This window comes from Pseudoneobacillus rhizolycopersici, from assembly GCF_054786815.1.
This window is the reverse complement of sequence record NZ_JBTOOE010000012.1, coordinates 47,891-69,692: the sequence shown is the minus strand read 5'-3', so window position 1 is coordinate 69,692 and position 21,802 is coordinate 47,891. Positions and strand designations below refer to the sequence as shown.

Sequence of the window (21,802 nt, the reverse complement as noted above, 5' to 3'; positions counted from 1 at the left end):
TAGCCTTAATCATCAATTGTTCTAGTAGACGAAGCAAGTTGAACATCAGCATAGTCAGGATCCTCAAACCCCTAGTCCCATTAATCTAAACAGATGTGAAACGTCTTGTCCCTTGATACGAAGAACCTTACCCTAACTTTAACAATTGTTCCTTCTCTCAGAATAAATGGCTTCATCAGTTGAAATATGACCAACTCTTTTGAGTAAAAGAGAATCTGAGAAAGACTGGGGAAACCTTAACTTGCTCAGAAGCGGAAAACAAAATTCACTGCTGGTAATTGATGTTTTAGGACAAGGAACTTGCCACTCATTCCACCTTAACATCAGCAAAAAAACGGTTATATGCTTTTACATATTCATTAATAGTTTCTGTCCAAATTTGGTCCATATTCAATCCTGCATCGGGAAATGTATTAAAATATACTTTAAAAGTTTGAAACAAAAGGTTCATAGAATTCGTTATCACGGTACTGATTCCACCAGCATAATAACTGCTATTTTTAATTTTCATATCATCAATATCATATGAGATTTCATCATTAAATGATAAGTTCACTCCAATAGAAGATCCATGAATAGATTGAGATATGATTTTATAAAGACCAAGATACCATTGTTTAGTACCTTCTTGAATTCCCACAATATGATTCATAAGCATTCGTAGATTAATTTGTTTTTCATTCTGCAGACAAGGAGCCACCTTAGCCCATGCAAGGTTTGTTTTGGGGTGAAGGTGGTCTTCGATTGACTTAAAAAAATGATTAACATACTCTTCAGCCACCTTTTCACCCTGCTCCAGTATGAAAATAATGATGATTGAATATTCAAGGAACGTTCTCCATCTTTGCATAGCTCCGTCCGGAAAGCCATTTTCCATGAGGCAAATGATTTCATCAAAAACCTCTAAGTACTTAATCAGCAATGAATCGAGTGCCTTATGTCTTTTTATCCAACTTTTATGATCAATATCTTTCTTATTGACTATTAAATCTACATTTTGAACACCAAGAATGGTTAATCTCCTAATAACTTGTATAATCGCAAATAAATCTCCGTATTGTTGTAAAATTTCTTTACGAATTCTGTTTCTGTTAGATTTATAGCCTATACTTAAATCTAGAATGCTTTTATCATCACCAGTTGACTTTAATAGCTGAATGCTTTTTCTTACTTTCTCTAATTCCTTACTAACTTTTCCATACAAATAGGTCCCCTTTTTCATGCTTAAATTTCCCCTTTTAAAGTGATGAACTTAGGAAGTAGGGAAAGGATCCCTATCCCATTAAGCCAATGAATTGGGTTCAGAAAATCTGTCCTTACATCCATTATTGAAGGTTCCTTTAATTGATCAAACTGAAAAACGGCTCTTTTTTGGTCTACTGTATACATTGATTATCTACTGATCACCAATCATTTTTTCTTATTCTTTCATCCATCAAAATAGCAAATAAATAAGACGGAGCCTGTAGATGTTGTACGGGTACAGTATTACATAAAGGAACAAATTTTAAGGCATCGTTAAAGGTACCTTTCGAAACGGAACGTCTTGTCCTGCTTAAGTATAGAATATTGCCCTTCACCTTATAAGAAAACTCACCACCCCTAATTTGACGAAAAACTTGTCCTTCGTTCTCAATAATCCTTTTCCAAACTTCATCTATCATGTTTTTACCTCGCTATATTTGTTCTTGATTTTCCCTAATATTAAGACATTCAACATCTTCCACCTTTATCCTTTAACTATTAAAGGATTTTTCTATAAAAAATAGCCACCTAAATAGGTGACTTAAAATGCTACTACCTCTCACATGCTATTAAATCTTTATCTCTATCACTTTTTTTGTTTGCTTCATATAGCTCTTTGGAGACAAATGGCTTGTATTTTGTTTTTCCACCTTTGTTTTTCACATTGGCAGATTGAGCTACTCCACCAGGATAATCTTTGTTAAGTTCTTTGCAGTTACTATAGGTCTTTATCGGTGTTGCCGCATCGATTGTGAAGGAAAAGCCAAATACAATTCCTAACGATAATAAGACACTTAATAGCTTCTTCATATTTACATCCCCTTTATTTTCCATTTTTATATATTATACTATATATCTATTAAAAAATATCTTCAAATCATTAATAGGATGATCTCTTCAAATAACAAAATTTATGAATCTGTCCGTGATTATATGAAACCTCCTTCAGTATCTGTTTAAAAAGCCAATACTTTTGATCACACTGCTGATACATTAGAGAAGAAATAAAAGTTATGGACATGATATGATATGGATTAATGCATTAGTATTAGGAGGCATCAAAATTGAAGAAAACCGTAAAAGTAGTAGCTGCCATCATCGAAAACGACCAAAACGAAATCCTATGTGCTCTACGCTCACCTCAAATGTCTATCCCAAATATGTGGGAATTTCCTGGCGGTAAGGTAGAACCAGATGAGGATATTTTTTCTGCCTTAAAAAGAGAAATTGAAGAAGAGTTGCATTGCCAAATCGAAACGAATGATTTGCATAATGACATCATTCATGAATACGAGACTTTCATCATTAACTTGATTGCCATTAAGTGCAAAATCATTGGAGGCACACCGACTCCAACTGAGCATTCCAAATTAATTTGGTTAAAGCGTGAAAACCTTGCTTCACTCGTCTGGGCTCCGGCAGACATTCCAGCGGTGGAATTATTAATCCATGAAAAATAGTCTTCTCGCAATGAGAAGACTATACTCTTTTTGTGAATTCGATATATAGATTTGCAGGGATTTCATGCTCTAATTTAAGCTTGACGGTAATCGGTTTGTCTCCCTTATATTCAACAGCATCGCCCTTGCCGATATAAATAAACGGCTCATTTTTGCCATCAATCTCCTTGTACTTCCGCACAAATAAATGAAGATTAATTCCACGCTGCTTATTGCGAATAATATTTTGGCCACGTTCGGATTGTTGGCTGGTGCTATTCTGAGTTTGCCATTGAAAATACCTTTGGTCGATAAACTTATCCTGGTAGTTGATACTTTCCTTGATATCCTCTTCTTTGTGTAAATCGATATAAAGAAAATAATCATTCCCATTTGCTAGCAGGCCCGCACCTCTAAAGGAACTATGCATTTTACGATAATTAGAAAGTAGGGCAGCATCGGCCATTTTATATTGCTCATACAACTTAAAGTGTGGAACACCATAGTACTCTGACTTATATTCCTTCTCATATCGGAAAATCGCATAGTTGATTACGTCGACGATAAATTTTTTATAATCAGCATTCTCTAATATCTTTCCAAACACTAGTGTCTTCCTCAATACACCATCCGAAAAATCGAATAGTTTCAACGAGCTTCTTAGCTGCCCACTATCATAATAGTCCTGATTTAAGCATTGGAATGCGTGCAGAATACTGTCATCGTCGACATTTTTCACTAGCTTTAAAATCTCATGTTTAGCGGTACTAAGAGTCATCTCATCATGGTCAACCAGATAGCGAGCGATGACAAAATCGTACACTCTTTTCAGAGGCAATTTACTTGATAATTCTTTAAGAGCCCCCTCAAAGGCATCATTGGCTAACAGTGACTTCAAGCGATCATCCTTCTCCACTTTAGCGACAAATTGGAGATAGGTTTTCTCACGATCAATGAATTTCACCGGATCGGGTGCCCCGTCATATTTCATGTAATCCATCAGCATATAAGGGATCCGTCCTTGGTTGAGCTTTTTGAATTCAATGTACTCTTCCCTTAAATATTTCATCGAATTAAAATTTTCATTATCGATTTGCTGAAGAATTCGTTCTTGAGAAATCTTATCCATCTGAATATGGGTGCAGCCCGGAATATTGGCAAATCCTGTCGCCACCGCGACCTTTAAGCTCTCTTTATCGTAATATCGACTTCCATTTAGGGCTAATGCAATCAGAAATGTTTTATTATGATTTCCGATAAAATCAAGGACGGTTAGAAAGCTCTTATTCGCATGTTTACGAAGACCTCTTCCTAACTGTTGAATAAACACGATTGGAGAGTTGGTTGGTCTTAGCATGAGAACACTATTGACTGAAGGAATATCAACCCCTTCATTAAAAATATCAACCGTAAAAATAACTTCTAATTCGTCTTGGTCATTTTCTAATCGGTTCATCATTCTTTGCCGAATTTCAGATGAATCTTCTCCAGTTAGGCAGGTGCTTTTATAGCCCCGTTTATTAAACTCCGCTGCCATATACTGCGCATGTTCAATGCTGGCACAGAAGCCCAGGCACTTCCGTTTTTCGCCATCATAACCATAAAAGTTCATTTTCTCAATGATAAAGTCCACCCGTTCATTTACCTTTAACCGTTTCGTAATTTCTGCGATATCGTCAATTTGGACATCACTCAAATCAATACCTTCAATATCGGTAATACCGAAATAATGGAATGGGATCACTAATTCATCCTCTAAAGCCTCGTGTAAGCGAACTTCTAAAGCAACGTTATTATCAAACAAATCAAATACATTATTGGCATCGCTTCGTTCTGGAGTAGCCGTCATCCCGAGGGTGAATTTGGGTTCAAAATAATTTAGCACCGTCTGATAGGTAGGACTTGTCGCATGGTGCGCTTCGTCAATTATGAGATAATCAAATTCTTCTTGATCAAATTCATGGTAACAACGTGAAATCGTTTGGATTGTCGCAAAAACATAATCAACATGCTTTTGCTTATGGTTACCCGTTAATAAGCCAAAGGTAATTTTTTCATTGGGTAGAAGTTTTTCAAAAGTCTCCTTCGCTTTTCGTAAAATTTCTTCTCGATGAACAATGAAAAGGAGCTTCTTTGGCTTATAGTTCTTCACATCAAAGGCAGACATATAAGTTTTTCCTGTACCAGTTGCCGCAATGACTAAAGCTTTCTTTTCACCAAAGCTACGAAGTCGATCGAGGTTCTCAATCGCTCGCTTTTGCATTCGGTTGGGAATGATATATTCAGCGCGTTCATAGATAAGCTGCTGAGCAGATTGAGTGGATTTTATCGACTTTAAAAAGTCTTCGTACTTAGTAATAAAATCGTCGTCAGCATCCTGACTAATATTCCATAAGTGGTCGTATTCTTTCAAAACCTCTTTAATGAAATAGGCGTCCTCTTTCGAGATAATCTCAACATTCCACTCGATATTACTTTTCAAAGCACTTTGTGTAATATTCGATGAACCGATAATTACCTTATAAGTGTCATCGTATTCAAAAATATAGGCCTTAGTATGGAAGCCAATCTCTTTATCGGTCACAAACACTTTTAACTCGACATGATTAAATTCCCTTATCTTTTCAAGCGCTTTTGCCTCAGTGAAGTTTAGATATGTAGAGGTAATAACCTTCCCTGTCACACCTTTTTCCTGTGCTTCCTTTAAAGGATCTAGCAGAAGTTGGAGGCCGCTAAAATTAATGAATGCCACACTAAAGTAAAAGCGTTTACATTCATTCATTGATTTGACTAGTTCGTTTAATAAATTCCCTCTATCGGAATTGACGATTAGCTTTTTTGCTACTACTTCCATGGCTGAGTCCCCTGACTACTTAATGATCATATATGTAAAATTTTACTATAGTCATGGGATGATAGAAAGATCAAATCATAAAAAGGAAGTTGGCAATTTATGTTTTGGAGGCAGTTGAAGAAATAGATAAGCGGGTAATGTCTGACTCTTGCTTGCTTACTTTCAACAGTTAACAGAATGTCCCTAATTAAATCATATCTCTTTTCATCGATATCACCTTAATGTCAATTTATCTTATGGTTTTTTCTAGGATAATACTATTATTCCAAATACTAGAAAGGATTATAATAGTATTAGGTAATATTAAGACTAAGGAGAGATGGCAATGGCTACCTACAAAGAGATTCAAGAATATGTTAAAAACCTATATGGATACACACCTAAAACATGTTGGATTGCCCATATGAAGGAAATCAGTGGTCTAAAACCTAAAGTTGCTAACAACAGGCACTCAATTAATTCACGGACTCACCCTTGTCCAATAGAAAAACAAAAAGATATTAAAGAAGCCCTTTTACACTTTAATATGCTATAAATTATCTTCCAAATGGGGTGAAACCAATTGAGAGTTAACAAAGAAATAGTTTTACAGAATAAACTAATAGTCCGCCATGATGTAATTGAAGATGGATTAAAGTTAGTTGAAAGGGAAACGGTTATTGGTTCAACCAAGAAAAGATGTGATATCTTATTTAAGGACAAGCGTGACAGTGAGTTATATGTGGAAGTAAAAGAGGATATAGATGAAAAAGCTATTCAGCAAATTCAAGAATATAGGACAATGGTTTTAAATCCAAAAGCAAGATTCATGCTAGTAGCTAACCATCCTATAGATAAAACATATAAACAGCAACTTAACAATCTTAATATCGAGTTTATGTCGATTCATAAGGATAGTATTATAGTACAATCTGAAACAATTATAGAAGTTCTAAAGGGCGGTTCTAAATACAAAATAAAAGAAAATGTTTTAAAAAAATTGAACCAGCAACAAAGAATCGGATCTGAAATTTTCGAATATGTTTCATCTCAATTACATAAAAATGATATGCCAATTTTATGTAATATCTCAGATGGCATAATGTTTCAAATCGTCAACTCAAATGAGAAATTTTTATCCATTTCAACTATAGGAAATCGCATATTGTTTCATTTCCCAAACGGTAAAAGAGATGAGGTTTACAATAATTTCAAATCAAGTATCCCAGAGATTTATTGTTATAAGGACAAACACCCTAATGAAAGGGATAAAGAACAAAATCAAATAGACATTAAATTAATGGACATTAAGAATTTAGAGTATATCAAACAGCTTATTGATGAAGCCTATTTGAAATCTATAGAGAATTATTAAGAACTGTTACTTATACAGAAGTTTATACACGGTTTAACCAAGTACAGAAATAAGCCCTTCTTTTTCAAGAGAGCTAATTTTTTTAGATGTGCTTTCATTAGCCAAAAAAAGAAATTATCAATTGTCTCCGTTACATTACATACCGAAGCAGAAAATATCACCTTCCAAAATTCAGCATTGCCTCCGCGAATACGTAGATAGGTACCAGGTACCTTTATACGTAGGATGGTCCAATGGGAGATTTCAGTCTACAATTTCGGGATATCTTAGTGATTATAGGAGTTTTTGACGAGACTGTAGAATTAAAAATAGCCCTCACAAACGTTAACTTCTTAACGAGTGTGAGGGCAAGCTTTTGGATGTTAGATCAAATTTTCCGGATTAAGTCCCTCCAAATTAGGTACTACAAATCTACCGTCCTTTCTGATAAGTTGATTGTCAAACCATATTTCTCCTCCCCCGAAATCAGGTCTTTGGATTAGTACCATATCCCAATGGATAGCAGAGTGGTTTCCATTTGAGCAGTCAGCAATGCAATTACCGAGTGCGAGGTGAAGGGACCCATTGATTTTTTCGTCAAAGAGAATATCTTTCATTGGATTTAATATATATGGATTTACTCCTAGGGCAAATTCACCTAAATATCGAGAACCTTCGTCAGTATCCAATATTTTTTCTAATCGTTTGCTATCATTGGCACTTGCCTCTACTATTTTTCCATCTTTAAATGTAAGTTTCACATTTTCAAAGACAAAGCCGTTATATGGGGAAGGGGTATTAAACGTGATGATTCCTTTTACTGAATTTTTTACAGGTGCTGTATATACTTCTCCATCGGGTATGTTGTGAGTACCGGCGCATTTGAAGGCATTCTCTCCTTGAATCGAAAACTGCAAATCCGTGCCTTGCCCTTTTATGGTAACGACATCGGTTTGATTCATTAAATAAATTAATGGTTCCATGGCTGTGCTCATTTTTTGATAATCAACCGTACATACTTCATAGAAAAACTTCTCAAAGGCTCGCGTACTCATATTGGCTAATTGAGCAACGGATGGGTTAGGGTAGCGCAGAACCACCCATTTCTTTTTAATACGATGATTAAAATGAACTCCTTTTTGGTAGATTTGATTGAACATGGACAATTTCTCATCGGGAATATCCGACCAATCATAAATATTGTAACTTCCTCGAATTCCAATATAGGCATCGATGGCTTCCATTTGGAATTGATCGACGTCTGCCCATAATTCGATTTGTTCTTTCGAAGCATTGATGATTAGATCTCTCATCAACTGATTATCTCGTATCGTCAAGATTGGATATCCACCCGCTTTCTGGATTTCCGATATTAGAGAAGAAATCAGTTCATAATTATCCACATCAAATGCTTCGATCAATACTTTATCCCCTACTTGTAGGTTGATGGAATATCGCACGATTCCATGGGCTAGTTCTATTGTTTTTGCACTCATGGTAACCTCCAATTTGTACTATTTAGAAAAAGAGAACTCATCTCCCTCTACCACCATTTATAAAACCATGTTTGACTGAATGTAGTGATAGAGCAATTTAGCAGTGTTTTCGATGGCCGAAATATGCGTGCGTTCGTAAGCATGAGAGGCATCAACTCCCGGACCGATTAAGCCGTGGACAATATCATATCCGGAACGAATCGCTGCCGCTGCATCTGAACCATAGTTAGGATATATATCCACTTTATAACTGATACCATTTTCCTCTGCTAACTGAATTAAATGATTTCTTAGCTGGTAATGATAAGGACCGGACATGTCTTTTGCACAAATTGAAACAGACTTCTCATCTGATGTTTGTCCATCTCCCGTTACCCCTAAATCTAAGGCAAGGTACTCAACCGTTTCTGGACTAATATTCGAATTCCCACCATAGTAGATTTCTTCGGCATTGGAAATGAGAAAATGAGTGGTATATGGTAGAATGAGATTTTCCTGTTTTACTTGTTTGATTAACTCAAGAAGCACAGCTACGGCAGCTTTATCATCCAAATGTCGTGATTTAATATAGCCCGAGGGATTGACATGAAACCTTGGATCAAAAGAGATAAAGTCTCCTACTTCGATTCCAAGTTGGCGTACCTCTTCGGGATTATAAACATCTTCATCCAGACGGATTTCCATGTTAACTTGGTTTCTTTCGAGTTTACCTTCCATATCTCGGTACACATGAAGGGAGGTTTGGTGCATCAGAATGGTCCCCGTATAGATTTTCCCGCTCCTTGTTTGAATCTGGCAATACTCCCCTTCCACTGAGTTAAAAGAAAATCCACCAATCCTATCCAGTTTCAGTCTTCCACTCGGCTTAATTTCTTTTACTATCGCTCCTAATGTGTCCACGTGGGCCGTGACTAAGCGATGGTGATCAACGTCCTCCCCAGGAATCGTGACGATAAGCCCTCCCTTACGTGTTCTAGTTGACTCCACATTGAATTTCAATAAATATTTTTCAATATAGTTCATCACCTCATATGTATTTCCTGCCGGGCTTGGGATTTGGACTAATTCTTTTAGCAATTGCACCGTATCATCTATTTTCATCATTCATGGATTTCCCCTTTCAATGTTTATCTTCTTTTATCTTAAGCGTTATCGGAACATTCAGTAAGTTACAGTTTTTTATGAAAACCCCTAAAAAGTGTCCCCTTTTAGGTAATAAAAAAAGAATTTGGTCACCCAAACTCTTTTTTCAGTTGAAGAATCGCTTCTTCCATATACTTTTTTTGTAAGCCACCATAATGAAGGATAAACTGTGGATGCTTCGGTTGATATTGATACCAGAATTGTTTGGTTGATTTCATCAGAATGCCAGATTGGAAAAGAAAATTCGTTATTTCCTCTTCGTCCTCGATAGCTCTATTCTTGAATTCTATGATTAAATGGGTCCCTGAATTCTGATTGGCTATTCGAATATGAGCGGCTAGATGTTTTTCAATTAATTCAACGATAAATTGTGTTTTCTGTGCATATAATCTTTTCATTTTCTTTAAATGCTTATAAAAATATCCTTCAGTCAGAAAGATGGATAATTGCTTTTGAAGGTGCGAAGGAAGTAAAGGAGTTGAAAACGTCCAAATTGTGCTTTTATATTTCTCTAATAGCTGTGGTGGCAATACCATAAAACTGCATAAAATTTCAGGACAGAGTAACTTATCGAAGCCGCTAAAGTAGATGACTTTCTCGTTCGTATCAAGGCTCTGAAGGGATGGTAAGGTCTGGCCCTTATATTTATAGACACTATAATAATCATCTTCCAAAATATAAATATTGTTTTCTGCAGCCCACTGTAATAGAGTGGTTCTTTTTTCCAATGACATTTCTACCCCTAAGGGAACTTGATGAGATGGGGCCGTATATAAAAATTGTCCACGCCGGTGCTTGGTTAGCTCCTTCAAATCGATGCCATCAAACTCTATTGGTAACGGGTGCAGCTGATAGTCATGGTGAATAAATAGTTTACGCGCCTTATCATAGCTGGGGTCTTCAAAGTAAACAATGGGATTAGCCTCTTTTTTAATGATTAATAGAATGGTTTGTAACAACTGTGTGAAGTTTGCCCCAATCACAATTTGTTCAGGTGAACACTTAATTCCTCTTGCTAAGAAAAGATAGTTGGCAACTTCTTTTCTTAATTCGATATCCCCTTGTGAATCTGTTTGAAAATGGGACCCGATACTCTTATGAAATGGAACCAACCTAGAGATATTGTCCCATACCTGATATGGAAAATGCTGATAATCAATAGGGAAGTGAATAAAATCATAAGTGTTTTTACTGGTTGGAGGATTTGTATTCTGCTTATTACGATGTGTATCATGCTCCACTTGGTCCTGTGTACCATTTACATAAAATCCGCTCCCCTTAACGGAGTAAATATACCCTTCTCCTAAAAGCTCCTGGTAGGCTAAGTCCACTGTATTCCGACTTACACTTAGGTAATCAGCTAGGGACCTAATCGAGGGCAACCCCATTCCATTGGGCAAAGATCCTCTTTCAATCTCCTCCTTTATATAAAGATACAATTGACGATACAGAGGCTCCTTCGCGTTCTTCTGAAGATTAGGAGTCAGCATTGAGAGTTTTGACATCATCTTCCTCCTTCCATTGGGACGTGGGGTCATGTTCATTGTCCCGGCTTCTTTTTCAAATAATAACCAGGTGTTTAGAACACCTGGTATAATTTTTGGCCAGCTATCCATTAATTTTTGTTGCCAGACACTCCCACAAAACCCTCTCAACCTCACCCTGAAAATCATCATCCCCAGGATAAGCCTTTATTGCCCCAAGCCCATCAAAATAATGAATAGTTTTACCCGGATACAATATAGAAGCATACATAACAACTAACTGCCCATCACGATCTCTAATAGAATCCCGATAAGCATGCATCTTATCAATGTCCACCTTTTTCGGTTTTCCCTTAGCTACTTCGTTTTCCTCGTTATTCCATTCCTCACTATCTAACTTGTATTTAGGGTCAAAGATGATCACTTTTCTCTCCGAAGCAGATTCCACCTCAATCGAGATGTCAGGTATTTGTTGAAAACTGACACTTTTAATATCCGCCGAGTAACGACTATATGCTTTTTCTGGATAAAATGTGATCCGAGTATGAGTGTGAGGGTTTTCAAGAATCAAAGCAGCCTCACCATTTTTAAAAACCTGTAAGCCAAAATGATTTCGACTCTGCGAAACTAGCTTCTGTTGCTTCACCAAATACCCCAATTCGCTTCCAACCCTCAATAAAGACATATACACCTTCAATGTAGCCCAAAACTGATAGAGGAAGGGTAAGTTTTCTAATGGAGCATCCATTGCCGGAATATTTGCCTCAATGATGGGTGTACGTTGTAGTTCTAAATATCCCTCCAAGGCAGCACGGTAGGCAGGAACCTTTAGCAATACCATCGTGCTCTTGGCAATAAAATGTTGTGGCAACGTCACATTTTTTAAAAAAGTCGCCTTTCTAAGCACTTTCTGAAGCGAAGCAACCAAGTCTTGTGCCAACCTGACACTCTCGTCTTTCCTCAAAACCTTTAATTTAGTAATTGCCGCTTTCAATCCCGTCTCCACTTGGTGAACAAACAGCTTGACTAACCTGTTCTCATACGTATCCACGGTGTGGACCATTTTAGTATCGATTACTTCGATAGGTTTATGACCTTCGAGATTTCTAGGCCTTGTAAAGGCATAATGGAGTTTGGCTGGATGAGGTCTTCTCACTCGCTCCCTCGGTGTCCATTCATGCCGTTGGCTTAGAACTTGATGGTGATTCTTTTGTAACAGCCTAACAACTTCTAATAATCCAAGTCTATCTTTTGTGCCCTCTAATGCTCGCTTAAATCGTTCTAGCTCTTGTGCCAATGTCCTTGCTTGATGCTTTTGAGCCACCCTAACCGCACCAAAGCCGGACATGCGATCAAGACTTATCACTATATCCAGGGGCAAGTTTTGGTTAAGGTCCTCTATTAACTGATAATAGGCCGGCTCTGATATTTTTCTAGGAAAAACGGTAAACGTACAATCTTCTGTTTCCCCACGATAACCAGTCTGTAATTGATAGATTCCCGTATTCAGTCTTGGTAAATCAACGATAATCGCCACTTTACCGGCCAGCTTTTTTAAATAAGGCTCAAGAGGTTGATTCTGAAACGTTACTAGGAGGTCCTCCCATCCAATGGGATCCACATTGATTTGCACTAATGTAGGTTCCCATTCGATTGGTTGCTTGATAATGGCACCATTTTTATCAAGAAAAGAGAATTTAGAAATAGGATGTAATTCCATAAGCCTTATACCCTTTGTTCATTTTGGTTATCTTTTCGTGACTTATCGGGAACCGCTCCACTGCCACAATATCCAATAATTCTTCCAACACGACTCCCGTTTCCTGAGAAGTACCTTTTATCTTTGGTAAAATTTTTTGGACAATCTGATCGTCTAATGCTTCTTCCCAGGTTAACCCGACCCCGCTAGATAACGAAACGTAGCTTTTAATTTCGTCAATGACTCGATAGGAAAATGGAGCAATATAACATAGCTTACGCCATAAATCCATTAAAATTGCTCGATAAGGAACATTGCCAATATGCTCATAAATATCAGCAGCCTCCACTGTCATTTCAATCAGTTGAGCTCGGTCATATACCTTGTCAGCAAAACCGTGAGTCGTTTCATCTATATTAACCGTACCGATGACAACTAAATTTGGCGGTAATAACATAGAATGGTCCGGCGCTAATTCTAAATAGGCTAATTCACCACGAGCGCGTGTTTCCATTAACGATAAGAATTTGGAGAAGTAATATTCCACTCGAGCTAAATTCATTTCATCCAAAACTAAGTGGAATGGCTCGGGCTTCACACCAGAGGCGATGGATTCAATATAAGCCTTTTCAGCTTCTGCGATAAATTCGCTTACTTCTGTATGCTTGTATGCACCTTCAACCGGATTATAGTAACCTAACAAATCCTCATTCGTCATCCAGTTTGGCGCAACCGGGACAAGTAAATACTGTGCCTCAACGGCATTCGCGTAGTTCTCCGTTAACCATGTCTTACCTGTCCCACTAATTCCCGATAACACAACAAATCCCCTCGTTTTGAGAGATAGATGGTAGCGTTGCAGCATTCTTTCCGATACCTTCATACCCTTTGACTGAATCCGTGCAAATATATCAGCCCAATGCGGTTCGACATATCCTTTTTTAGATTCGGGTTTAGGAACTGGAGTTTGACGGTTTAAATAATACAGAAAAGCATCTAACTCGATGTAATTCTCTGCCTTTACCATGTCCTTCACTTCAGCAATACAGCTCATAAATTCATCGAGATTAGCAAATTGATAACCTAGCGAGGAGATGGCCTGCTTGGATTCACTGTTAAAAAGAGCAAAATCATTCGGATGATAAACCATTGCAAGACCAGTAGCGATATTGAAACCAAACCCTTTGATTTTACACATGGCTTTAACCTTATCAATTGGCTCCAGTTCGGTATCATTCAATATTTCCAGAGCAGAGCGTATATAGTCCGTTTTTTCCTCTTCTGTTGCAGTAGGAAGACTACTGCCAAAAATACGGCTAGCCGTTCCCCAGATGGAATTACCTACGTATTCAAGCTTATTACTCCCGACCAAATTATGTATCGCATTGATTGTTGACTGACTTTGTTCTTCAATTTTATTAAAATTAATCTTCTCGCCACTTAAAAGAATATATCCAAGATTCCAGACTTCCCTATTAAAAGTAGCTAGGTCAATTTCCATTAGGTCAGATAATAATTCTCTAAGCTCTGCAGCACGATAATGTCTTACAGCAAGAATTAGTTGATTCATAGGATTGGCAAGAAACTCTTGGAACTTATCTTCTAACTCATTGTCCTCTAGTGTCCATTCATCTTCGACTAATTCCGCTTCTTCTTCCTCAGTTTCATGAAGCGCCACAATCGTGAACCCCCTTTCCCTTATGTATTTATTAGCCTCATTTCCTCCCCCGAAGCTTCCAAACCCATCTGTTGCATAGCGGATAATTGCTTTAACAGGGTAAAGTTGTCCTTCATAGGATATAGCAAATTTATGGTTCTTCTTTTGCTCCCAACCAGTCCATTTATTTGTGTAGCGGTCGTATTGATCGAATTGATTGAATGCTCTCACTATCTTTTCTCTAGTTGTGTGAGGTATAGCCATTTTTGTCACCTTCTGTTGTACTTGAATTATGGAGTATAATTTTTATTTACCTACTTTGCCCTATTATACTAATTTTTTCTAACAAATTGTTCCTTGAGGAATTAATGGGTCATGTCTAATTTCCCTTGGGACGCGAATATCACTCTGCTAGATTGTTGGTTTGGAATCATGGTTAACAACCATATTTTAAATATTCGACAAAAAAGCACCCTTATCTCCAAATTGATTGAGTTCAAGGTTCTTTCCCAGTTTATAAAAAGGACTCTTTCAGTGCCCTCGTCACACGAAGTACCCGGCCATAAATTACTGATTATAGTTGAAATACCTATAAATACAATGTCAGCACTTAATCTATGCTATTTCTTTTTTGAATTAATTTTTCTAAAGCTTTTTTTGAATGATTAATATTATAATCTAAGTTTTCTTTAGCAAGTTTAGATAGTTTGTCGCAATCCCACATTTCAGTTAACTTGAAATATTTTATTGCTTTTTCAAAGGTTGTGACTTTGTACCCTTTATCTTTAAGACTTTTATAATTCGAATAGGTACGACTATAGGGACTAAAAATAATGGCAAATTTAGCTGACTTTGCTTTAGACTTAAAATATCTTCCACCGTTTACTTCACAAATTTCTTTAATCTTTTCCTCCGTTTTGATAAGTTGCTGATGAGTACCAACTTCTTCTGTCATACCAGATTTATTATTTATAAAACAGTGGTAGATGTCTTGGTCAATTTCATCGAATTCAAAAGGAACATCAATTTGCTTTAGAATACTCTTGTGGCGATCTATTCTGGAATCAATTAAATCCAACTGCCTGATTTTTGCAAGCTTCATAAAACCCTTAAGGTCTTTGGGATTAACCCAAAATTTATATTCTGGTGTTGCTATACGATAGTATTTCCGGTCACTACTTAACCCTTCATTTTCAACATAGTAAGCATCAAAATAGTGTTCTTTACTATCAATGTAAATCTTTTGATAATCATCAACAAATTCAACATAAACTTTCTTAAGTGTAGATTGTTCCGCTCTAAAACTAACAAAATCAATTAAGAATCTCGAATTATTTTCATTTGACAATTGAGTTGAAGGGTAAAAATTACTACTCTTTATATCTAGCGGTTCTAAGGTACGATTATGAACTACCCCATTTATTTTATTAATTCTTTTTCCAATAAAAAATAGGTCTATAAACCACCATACCCCACCTCCACCTAAAGTAAGTAACATTAAAATTCCAATAAGATAATTTCTAGTGTAAAATCGATGAACCCCAAATATCCCTAGGAATAACCATAGTAAATAGGCAACAGTTTTACTTTTTATTTCATACATCAGTATCCTCCTAAAAAATAACATGACACCTAAATATGCATTTCTTCTGAGAACCAGACTGTAATAAGAATAGTAAAGACGACACAGGATTAGTTTGTGTCGCCTTTTACTTCTTTGCAGGATTACAAAAAACCCACTTTCTTTTCTATGCATTATTTAAACCATCTGCCTCGGGGTTATCCCCATCTCCTCCAACTTCACCCACAAAGATTCCATCGCTTTTTCACGATCCCAATAGAACTGACTTCCTCTTACACGCCAAAAGGTCCATCCAACGCGCTCTAAGATTCGTTGGCGCTCGATATCTTCTTCCCATTTGTCGACTCCGTGCCACTGATCTCCGTCACATTCAATGGCTAGCCGGCTTCTCATTCCTTCAATGACTAAATCGATTCTCTTACCAAGTGTGCCAACTTTGACTTGTGGAATAACTCTATATCCACGGGCGGAAATGATCCTGAACACATCTTCCTCAAATTGTGAATCAAATTCACTCTTTACTTCGTCTACCTCTTTTTGAACTCTATGTGGGTCATGGAAGTATTGAAGTAAACGATAACGCATATCCTCAGGGTTTAAATCCTTCAAATCCACTGAATGGAACAAGAACATTTGATCACGAGCCCGGCTTGCGGCAACGTTAAAACGCTGGGAGTCTGTACGTTTGGTAAGTGGCCCTATTCTAGAGCTTTCTGATTTTGCAGCGACCATCGACAGGAAGATGACATCCCTTTCATCTCCTTGGAAGGAATAGGAATCCCCACAAATGATATTTCGATTTAGGTATTCTTCCTCACCAATCTTATCTCGAAGAAGATTTTCAATTAGTTTTGCTTGATCCGAACCTTGTAGAGAAATGACACCAAACGACTTACCATTATATTTGCTATCGAAACAACATTCATATATTTGTTGGACGATTGCTTCCGCTTCTGGTTCATTCAGAGCCTTTCTTGTATTTTCCTTACGATAACCCTCTTCCACTCTAACCGCTTTTACAGGTGGTTCTAATACTTCACTTCCTAATGGCAAACGAAGCGGATCAATCATGCCGTTATACATGAGATCATTACTAAATTGAATGATTTCGGGTACACAACGGAAATGTTCTTTAAGGATAATCTTGCTATCAAAAATTCGGCTTGCTGTGTCATATAGGCTAGTTTTCAACTCAAACTGCAGCTTATTAGGAATGTTGTAAAGATGTCTTTCAATCAGGTCATGGACCTCACTTATATCCGAACCAACCGTTTCTGGACTGATTTGATTGTCATCTCCAACAATTACAGTTTTCTTTCCTCTTAATAATGCGCTTAAGGAAAACAGGGTGCTTTGACTGCTTTCATCAACAATGACAACATCAAATAATTCATTTGTTAACTCAATATTTTCAATCACTCGATGGATCGGCATGATCCAAACCGGAATAGCACCTCGAGCCGTTTTCATTTCCTTACTCGCTTCTTTCCGATACACATTAGCATACTTTCCAGTCCCTTTTCCGATTCGTTTGATGGCATTTAACCAAGCCAGTAAACTCCGCTTTTGCTCTCTGGTCGTACGTTCTATTTGTGCTTTCCAAGTAGATTCGGCAGCAAGTTCTTGAATTAATTGGGATTCCTTACGGCTCTCTCGCTGCAGTTCTTGCTCTAGTTCCTCAATTTTTGGTTTAGCTTGGAGCTCGGTAATCCACTTATTCACCTGGCTATACATCCATGCTTCATGAATATCTGCTGGAGGAAATAATGGCTTACCAGTGCCACCAGTAAGCAATAGGTTCTGAACCCACTTTGGAGCAACCACTTGTAACTCTTGTTTTAGCGAAAGAAATTGATTATACGTTTCTTGGATACCTTCAAGTCTTACAAGCTCCTGATAATGTTGCTTCCAACTTTGTGTATCCCTTGTCTTACACGCCTTTAAAAGCTCTTCGATAGCAACATGCCCATTGGGATGGGCATAATATTTTTGAAATTGGTCAAATGTATCAGCAAAGAAGATTTGTGTCTTTTTCCACTTTATTTTACGTTGTAAGGCCAATAGACCTGCTTTCACTTTTGTAAACCATTCTAAACTGTCCCAATCCACCTCTCCAGAAACCCCTAATGCCTGTATTTTCGGTTTCATCGGTACTACCACCCGTTGCTCCCAAAGTAAAACGTTTTGCAGAGATTGTAAATATTCCATTACTACCGCCGTTAAACGCGCTTGAGACGCTTCCAATTGGGGTCCACGTATTTCTTCCAAACTGCGATTCCATTTTAATACTAATTTTTTTCTTAATTCAGCTTGCTCTATGTATTGAAGGATTTTGTTAATATCCTCAACACTTCGAATCGGCAACGAGTTTATTCTAACTTTTTCAAAAATATAATTGTACTTTCTCCCTGTAAACGTTTTGAAAAACCAGCTGTTCCCTTTGCTTTCTGCAAACCTTTGTTTCAATGGTAATAGATCCTCTTTTAACAAAGTAAGATTTTGGTCCACTGGAATATCAATCTCATCCTCAATTAATTGATTGGAAAGTTGATTGATTCGCCCAACTCTTTCCTCAATTTCGTTAAAAAATGCTTGCCATTCCTGATGCTTATTTGGAAACGCCAATGCTTCCTCTAATATGAGTTTGAGCCAGCCTTCTTGAATCAATTGCTCTAATTTTTCATATGTATCTTTGACAAAACTGATAAATTCATCAAGTGAGAATGAAAGTCTTTCCGGGATGTTCCAACCTTTTAAGTCCACTTTCGTCTGCTCGATATTTCGCTCAATTTCGATAATATTTTTTACATGTTGCTCAAAAACAGAAGGAGATGGAATTTCCTCCGATTTAGGACGATACAACGATAGGGCAAGCTGATCTTGGGTTAGGATGCTCCCTAATAATTGAAAGAATAACCTGCTTTCATCTGCCGTAAAAGGATAAGTTACGGAAATATCTAATTGGTCAGGTAACCAAGAATACAATTCATTAGCTCTTAGCCACTTGGTTGCCTCTAATGGCGTAAGTCTCTGCCCAGCAAAAGTTTTTTCCTCATTTTCCTCTTCCGCGGCTTCATTAATCCTTTTATTGTATTTTGCAATCATCCGCTTTGTATAATCTAATTCCGTTGTCAATCTCTCAATGTTCTTAGCAAGTACCTCAGTTTGCTTGTTATCTAGATTTTCCGCAATGACTCTAATCGATTCTTCAATTTCTTTAACCGATTTCGAATCTCCTCCAAGTACACTTACACATAGGGCTCTTACATCTTCAGGTATTTTATCTCGTAATACTTGAAGAGCTCTTTCCTTTTCACTAGTAACCAGCACTCGCTTCCCATGAGCTAATAAATGACAAATTAAATTGGCAATCGTATGACTTTTTCCTGTCCCTGGAGGTCCCTGAACAATGACCCCATCATTAAAAGCCAATTTATTTGCAATCAGCTTCTGCTCAGCATTTGCAGGTAATGGAAAAAGAAGTTCCTCTGCAACTTTCCCCCACTCAGCAAGAGTAGAATTCTTTGCTGAATTGATTACATTTTCATCTGTTGTTGTCAGACTAATAATTGATGAAGGAACTGGAAACCCCTCTCTAATTTTTTGTATCGCCGTGGAAAGCTCCTTTTGCCAAATACGTCCACCACTTTTTCTTAAAAAAATGGCCGGAGAAAAAGTTACAACCGGAGTTGCCTTTATTTTCGTTAACCTATCATCTGAATCCAGATATTCCCCATAGGAACTGATTGTATGAGCAATTTCTTTAAAAATGGGTGTAACAGTGCTCTTTTCCCAAGTTGAAAACTCCGTTTCAGCAAGCTGTAATTCCATTTCATGAAGTCGCACTGCGTTCGGAATGCTGATATTTGTCAACATATCTGTTTCTAGTAGGGTTCCTTTACTTGTAGGAATGAGAGTAAAAATCCCTTTTCTGGCATTAAATTGTAGTTCCATTTTTGTTACTAGTAGATGTCTTTGGATTGTTTCCCCATCTACATTCCACGATAGGAGTCCATGTCCCCAACCAATCTCAAGAATATCACCTTCTCTTTGCATCTGTTGATGGAGGGCAAAAAACTCGTCATAAAGCTTTTGAATTTTTAATTTTGGTAAGATTTCTGCAGCCCATGGTCTCCACTTCCCTGTTAACCATTCCTTATATGTATGCTCTCTTTCTTGATCATCCGAAAATAATTCATATATTTCTTCCTTCGTTTCCGGATCAATTCCTCTTAATTGTCTAGCGGCATAAACTGGCTCTTTATCCGGTGAGTCCCATTTGTTTACCCAACTAGTTAATATTCTTGGTAATGCAGGTACAGATGGAATGATTTGCTTATGTACCTCTAACCAAGCCTCGTCATCTTGACCGTTTCCACCTAGATGACATCCTTCTAAATTAGGGATGTCTTCTTGCCACCACACACGGTCATACTCACTAACACTTCTCGTAATTTTTTCTTTCAAGTTTTTCACAGCTAATAGGTATTCAAATATTTGAATAACCTTTGAATAGTCTGGATGAGCCATCCTTTCCATTCACCTCGATTCCGTCATTGTTGTTAGTCATATTTTACCATAAATTATATTCTCTCTAATATAAGCTATATGACAATTATGGACGGGGGATTTTATTTCATACAAAAAGCACCCTTTTATGGGGTGCTAATAATCTCTATGATTTGGTTTTCCTTCACCGAAGGTACCTGACTCGCAATACACAAATTTCTTTATTGGTAGCGGAAACTCACTTACAGCATTTTATTTATCTTCACTTTCTAACTCGCGCAAAGTCTTTCCATCTTTGGCGGCCCACATAATCAATCCATTGGCACTTGCATATGTTACAAAGCCAGCAGCGGCCGACGGGCTACTAAAAAGGGTATCTTCAGTCAATAAATAGTCTGCGTTGATCCGTTCAGCATTTTGCTCACGCAGATGATGAATAGTATCTGGACAGCTTTTAGTAGGATTGGGAGACACTTCACTGTTTTTGAAAACCACAAACCCATCACTGGTACGACGTCCAGTTGCTTTTACCTTCGTAGTTTTCAGATACAGAACTGGCTCAGTTTCATTAATACTGTTGTCATTTATACTAATAGTTGATACCGTATCGACCGGAATAAAAATTTTATGACCCAACGTAGCCATAATAATCTTGGCATAGTCTATGAATTCTTCTAATTCACTTTCTTTTTCTTCTGTGATATGACCTTGCGAAGGGTCGTTGCCATTCTTTATAACATATCTTTTGGCGTTAATTGCAAGATTACAAAAGCGATTTTCACGGTAGCTAATTTCCGTTGGGCCAAAGGAATTATTTGAGGTGGTGAACACAATCGCCTCTGTCCAGTAATTTTATCTATATTGCGTTTATGCTCCTGTAAGCGATTCAAAATACCTTCGCCATTTTTCCTTGCACCTGCCTGTCCGATATATACCATATTTTCACCGGTAGTATCAGAGATGCCGAATAGGAAATAGACACCGCTTTGTTTCAAATCGTTTCGCTCTTTACACTTTTCCAATTCCGTCCGTGGAATTTTGTACGCAACACCTGTCCAGTTTGCTAAAGAACATTTAATACGCCCGCTTGCTTCGCCATCCATAAGATATAGATTTATGCTTTTTCCTCTTGCAGCCACAACCCAGTCCCCTTTATTCTTTCGCACCCTAGATATCGAACTCGCCTTTAAGACGTTCACGGAGGATACCTTATTGTCCAAACCATCAATTCCCGCTATTATGTAAGCTTATTTTAGGCCACTTAGAGAAAAAATATCCTTGATGTTCATGCAACCACTCCAGATCATCAGATGGGACGTAGGTTCCATGTCCCAGCTGCATTAGGTTATTCTTTATTAGCA

The 21,802-nt window shown here is 37.4% G+C and carries 16 protein-coding genes; 3 read left to right on the top strand and 13 right to left on the bottom strand.

Annotated elements, in window-relative coordinates; all coding sequences use genetic code 11:
- Nucleotides 1–307: 307 nt before the first annotated feature.
- From ACX9YW_RS13590 to ACX9YW_RS13580, 3 genes are all read right to left on the bottom strand, one after another.
- Entirely contained in the window at nucleotides 308–1,222 is a 915-nt protein-coding gene (locus ACX9YW_RS13590) for a DUF5677 domain-containing protein (protein WP_460347231.1), read from the bottom strand.
- A gap of 181 nt (nucleotides 1,223–1,403) precedes the next feature.
- Nucleotides 1,404–1,664: a hypothetical protein gene (locus tag ACX9YW_RS13585; RefSeq protein ID WP_460347229.1), complete on the bottom strand. Its 261-nt coding sequence runs from the start codon at nucleotides 1,662–1,664 to the stop codon at nucleotides 1,404–1,406.
- A 133-nt stretch (nucleotides 1,665–1,797) separates the two neighbouring features.
- On the bottom strand, nucleotides 1,798–2,055 hold the full coding sequence (locus ACX9YW_RS13580; RefSeq protein WP_460347227.1) for an excalibur calcium-binding domain-containing protein: 258 nt from the start codon (nucleotides 2,053–2,055) through the stop codon (nucleotides 1,798–1,800).
- A gap of 254 nt (nucleotides 2,056–2,309) precedes the next feature.
- Between ACX9YW_RS13580 and ACX9YW_RS13575 the strand changes: the two genes are divergently transcribed.
- Entirely contained in the window at nucleotides 2,310–2,705 is a 396-nt protein-coding gene (locus tag ACX9YW_RS13575) for a (deoxy)nucleoside triphosphate pyrophosphohydrolase (protein ID WP_460347225.1), read from the top strand.
- Nucleotides 2,706–2,724: 19 nt separating this feature from the next.
- Here ACX9YW_RS13575 and ACX9YW_RS13570 read toward each other — a convergent pair whose 3' ends face one another.
- Nucleotides 2,725–5,538, bottom strand: coding sequence for a DEAD/DEAH box helicase (locus ACX9YW_RS13570; protein WP_460347223.1), 2,814 nt, complete (start codon nucleotides 5,536–5,538; stop codon nucleotides 2,725–2,727).
- A gap of 325 nt (nucleotides 5,539–5,863) precedes the next feature.
- Here ACX9YW_RS13570 and ACX9YW_RS13565 point away from each other — a divergent pair, with 325 nt between their 5' ends.
- Both ACX9YW_RS13565 and ACX9YW_RS13560 read left to right on the top strand, forming a co-directional pair.
- Nucleotides 5,864–6,073 carry a hypothetical protein gene (locus ACX9YW_RS13565; RefSeq protein ID WP_460347221.1) on the top strand — a complete coding sequence of 70 codons (210 nt, stop codon included), beginning with the start codon at nucleotides 5,864–5,866 and terminating at the stop codon, nucleotides 6,071–6,073.
- Nucleotides 6,074–6,100: 27 nt separating this feature from the next.
- Nucleotides 6,101–6,892, top strand: coding sequence for an endonuclease NucS domain-containing protein (locus tag ACX9YW_RS13560; RefSeq protein ID WP_460347219.1), 792 nt, complete (start codon nucleotides 6,101–6,103; stop codon nucleotides 6,890–6,892).
- Between the two features lie 362 nt (nucleotides 6,893–7,254).
- Here the strand turns inward: ACX9YW_RS13560 and ACX9YW_RS13555 are convergent, their stop codons facing one another.
- The 9 genes from ACX9YW_RS13555 to ACX9YW_RS13515 form a co-directional block, all read right to left on the bottom strand.
- Nucleotides 7,255–8,367: an aminopeptidase gene (locus tag ACX9YW_RS13555; protein WP_460347217.1), complete on the bottom strand. Its 1,113-nt coding sequence runs from the start codon at nucleotides 8,365–8,367 to the stop codon at nucleotides 7,255–7,257.
- A 57-nt stretch (nucleotides 8,368–8,424) separates the two neighbouring features.
- Entirely contained in the window at nucleotides 8,425–9,471 is a 1,047-nt protein-coding gene (locus ACX9YW_RS13550) for a M42 family metallopeptidase (protein WP_460347215.1), read from the bottom strand.
- A 128-nt stretch (nucleotides 9,472–9,599) separates the two neighbouring features.
- On the bottom strand, nucleotides 9,600–11,015 hold the full coding sequence (gene pdxR, locus ACX9YW_RS13545) for a MocR-like pyridoxine biosynthesis transcription factor PdxR (protein WP_460347213.1): 1,416 nt from the start codon (nucleotides 11,013–11,015) through the stop codon (nucleotides 9,600–9,602).
- Nucleotides 11,016–11,118: 103 nt separating this feature from the next.
- Nucleotides 11,119–12,714 carry a DUF2357 domain-containing protein gene (locus tag ACX9YW_RS13540; protein WP_460347211.1) on the bottom strand — a complete coding sequence of 532 codons (1,596 nt, stop codon included), beginning with the start codon at nucleotides 12,712–12,714 and terminating at the stop codon, nucleotides 11,119–11,121.
- A complete protein-coding gene (locus ACX9YW_RS13535; protein ID WP_460347210.1) occupies nucleotides 12,692–14,614 on the bottom strand; it encodes an McrB family protein in 1,923 nt (640 codons plus the stop codon). Before ACX9YW_RS13535 ends, ACX9YW_RS13540 begins: the two co-directional genes overlap by 23 nt.
- Before the next feature lie 346 nt (nucleotides 14,615–14,960).
- Nucleotides 14,961–15,953 carry a TM2 domain-containing protein gene (locus ACX9YW_RS13530; protein ID WP_460347208.1) on the bottom strand — a complete coding sequence of 331 codons (993 nt, stop codon included), beginning with the start codon at nucleotides 15,951–15,953 and terminating at the stop codon, nucleotides 14,961–14,963.
- Nucleotides 15,954–16,109: 156 nt separating this feature from the next.
- The gene (locus ACX9YW_RS13525; protein ID WP_460347206.1) at nucleotides 16,110–20,462 is read right to left on the bottom strand and encodes a PDDEXK-like endonuclease domain-containing protein; all 4,353 of its coding nucleotides are present in this window, start codon (nucleotides 20,460–20,462) and stop codon (nucleotides 16,110–16,112) included.
- Between the two features lie 231 nt (nucleotides 20,463–20,693).
- The gene (locus ACX9YW_RS13520; RefSeq protein WP_460347204.1) at nucleotides 20,694–21,272 is read right to left on the bottom strand and encodes a DUF4357 domain-containing protein; all 579 of its coding nucleotides are present in this window, start codon (nucleotides 21,270–21,272) and stop codon (nucleotides 20,694–20,696) included.
- Nucleotides 21,173–21,580: a GIY-YIG nuclease family protein gene (locus tag ACX9YW_RS13515; protein ID WP_460347202.1), complete on the bottom strand. Its 408-nt coding sequence runs from the start codon at nucleotides 21,578–21,580 to the stop codon at nucleotides 21,173–21,175. The genes ACX9YW_RS13520 and ACX9YW_RS13515 overlap by 100 nt, the downstream gene beginning before the upstream one ends.
- Nucleotides 21,581–21,802: the final 222 nt, after the last annotated feature.

Excerpts from the sequence above, each read along its gene's own strand:
- ACX9YW_RS13540 (WP_460347211.1), bottom strand. The coding sequence starts at position 12,714 with ATGGAATTACATCCTATTTCTAAATTCTCTTTTCTTGATAAAAATGGT.
- ACX9YW_RS13535 (WP_460347210.1), bottom strand. The coding sequence starts at position 14,614 with ATGGCTATACCTCACACAACTAGAGAAAAGATAGTGAGAGCATTCAAT.
- ACX9YW_RS13550 (WP_460347215.1), bottom strand. The coding sequence starts at position 9,471 with ATGATGAAAATAGATGATACGGTGCAATTGCTAAAAGAATTAGTCCAA.
- ACX9YW_RS13555 (WP_460347217.1), bottom strand. The coding sequence starts at position 8,367 with ATGAGTGCAAAAACAATAGAACTAGCCCATGGAATCGTGCGATATTCC.
- ACX9YW_RS13525 (WP_460347206.1), bottom strand. The coding sequence starts at position 20,462 with ATGGCTCATCCAGACTATTCAAAGGTTATTCAAATATTTGAATACCTA.
- ACX9YW_RS13565 (WP_460347221.1), top strand. The coding sequence starts at position 5,864 with ATGGCTACCTACAAAGAGATTCAAGAATATGTTAAAAACCTATATGGA.
- ACX9YW_RS13585 (WP_460347229.1), bottom strand. The coding sequence starts at position 1,664 with ATGATAGATGAAGTTTGGAAAAGGATTATTGAGAACGAAGGACAAGTT.
- ACX9YW_RS13570 (WP_460347223.1), bottom strand. The coding sequence starts at position 5,538 with ATGGAAGTAGTAGCAAAAAAGCTAATCGTCAATTCCGATAGAGGGAAT.
- ACX9YW_RS13530 (WP_460347208.1), bottom strand. The coding sequence starts at position 15,953 with ATGTATGAAATAAAAAGTAAAACTGTTGCCTATTTACTATGGTTATTC.
- ACX9YW_RS13580 (WP_460347227.1), bottom strand. The coding sequence starts at position 2,055 with ATGAAGAAGCTATTAAGTGTCTTATTATCGTTAGGAATTGTATTTGGC.
- pdxR (WP_460347213.1), bottom strand. The coding sequence starts at position 11,015 with ATGTCAAAACTCTCAATGCTGACTCCTAATCTTCAGAAGAACGCGAAG.
- ACX9YW_RS13590 (WP_460347231.1), bottom strand. The coding sequence starts at position 1,222 with ATGAAAAAGGGGACCTATTTGTATGGAAAAGTTAGTAAGGAATTAGAG.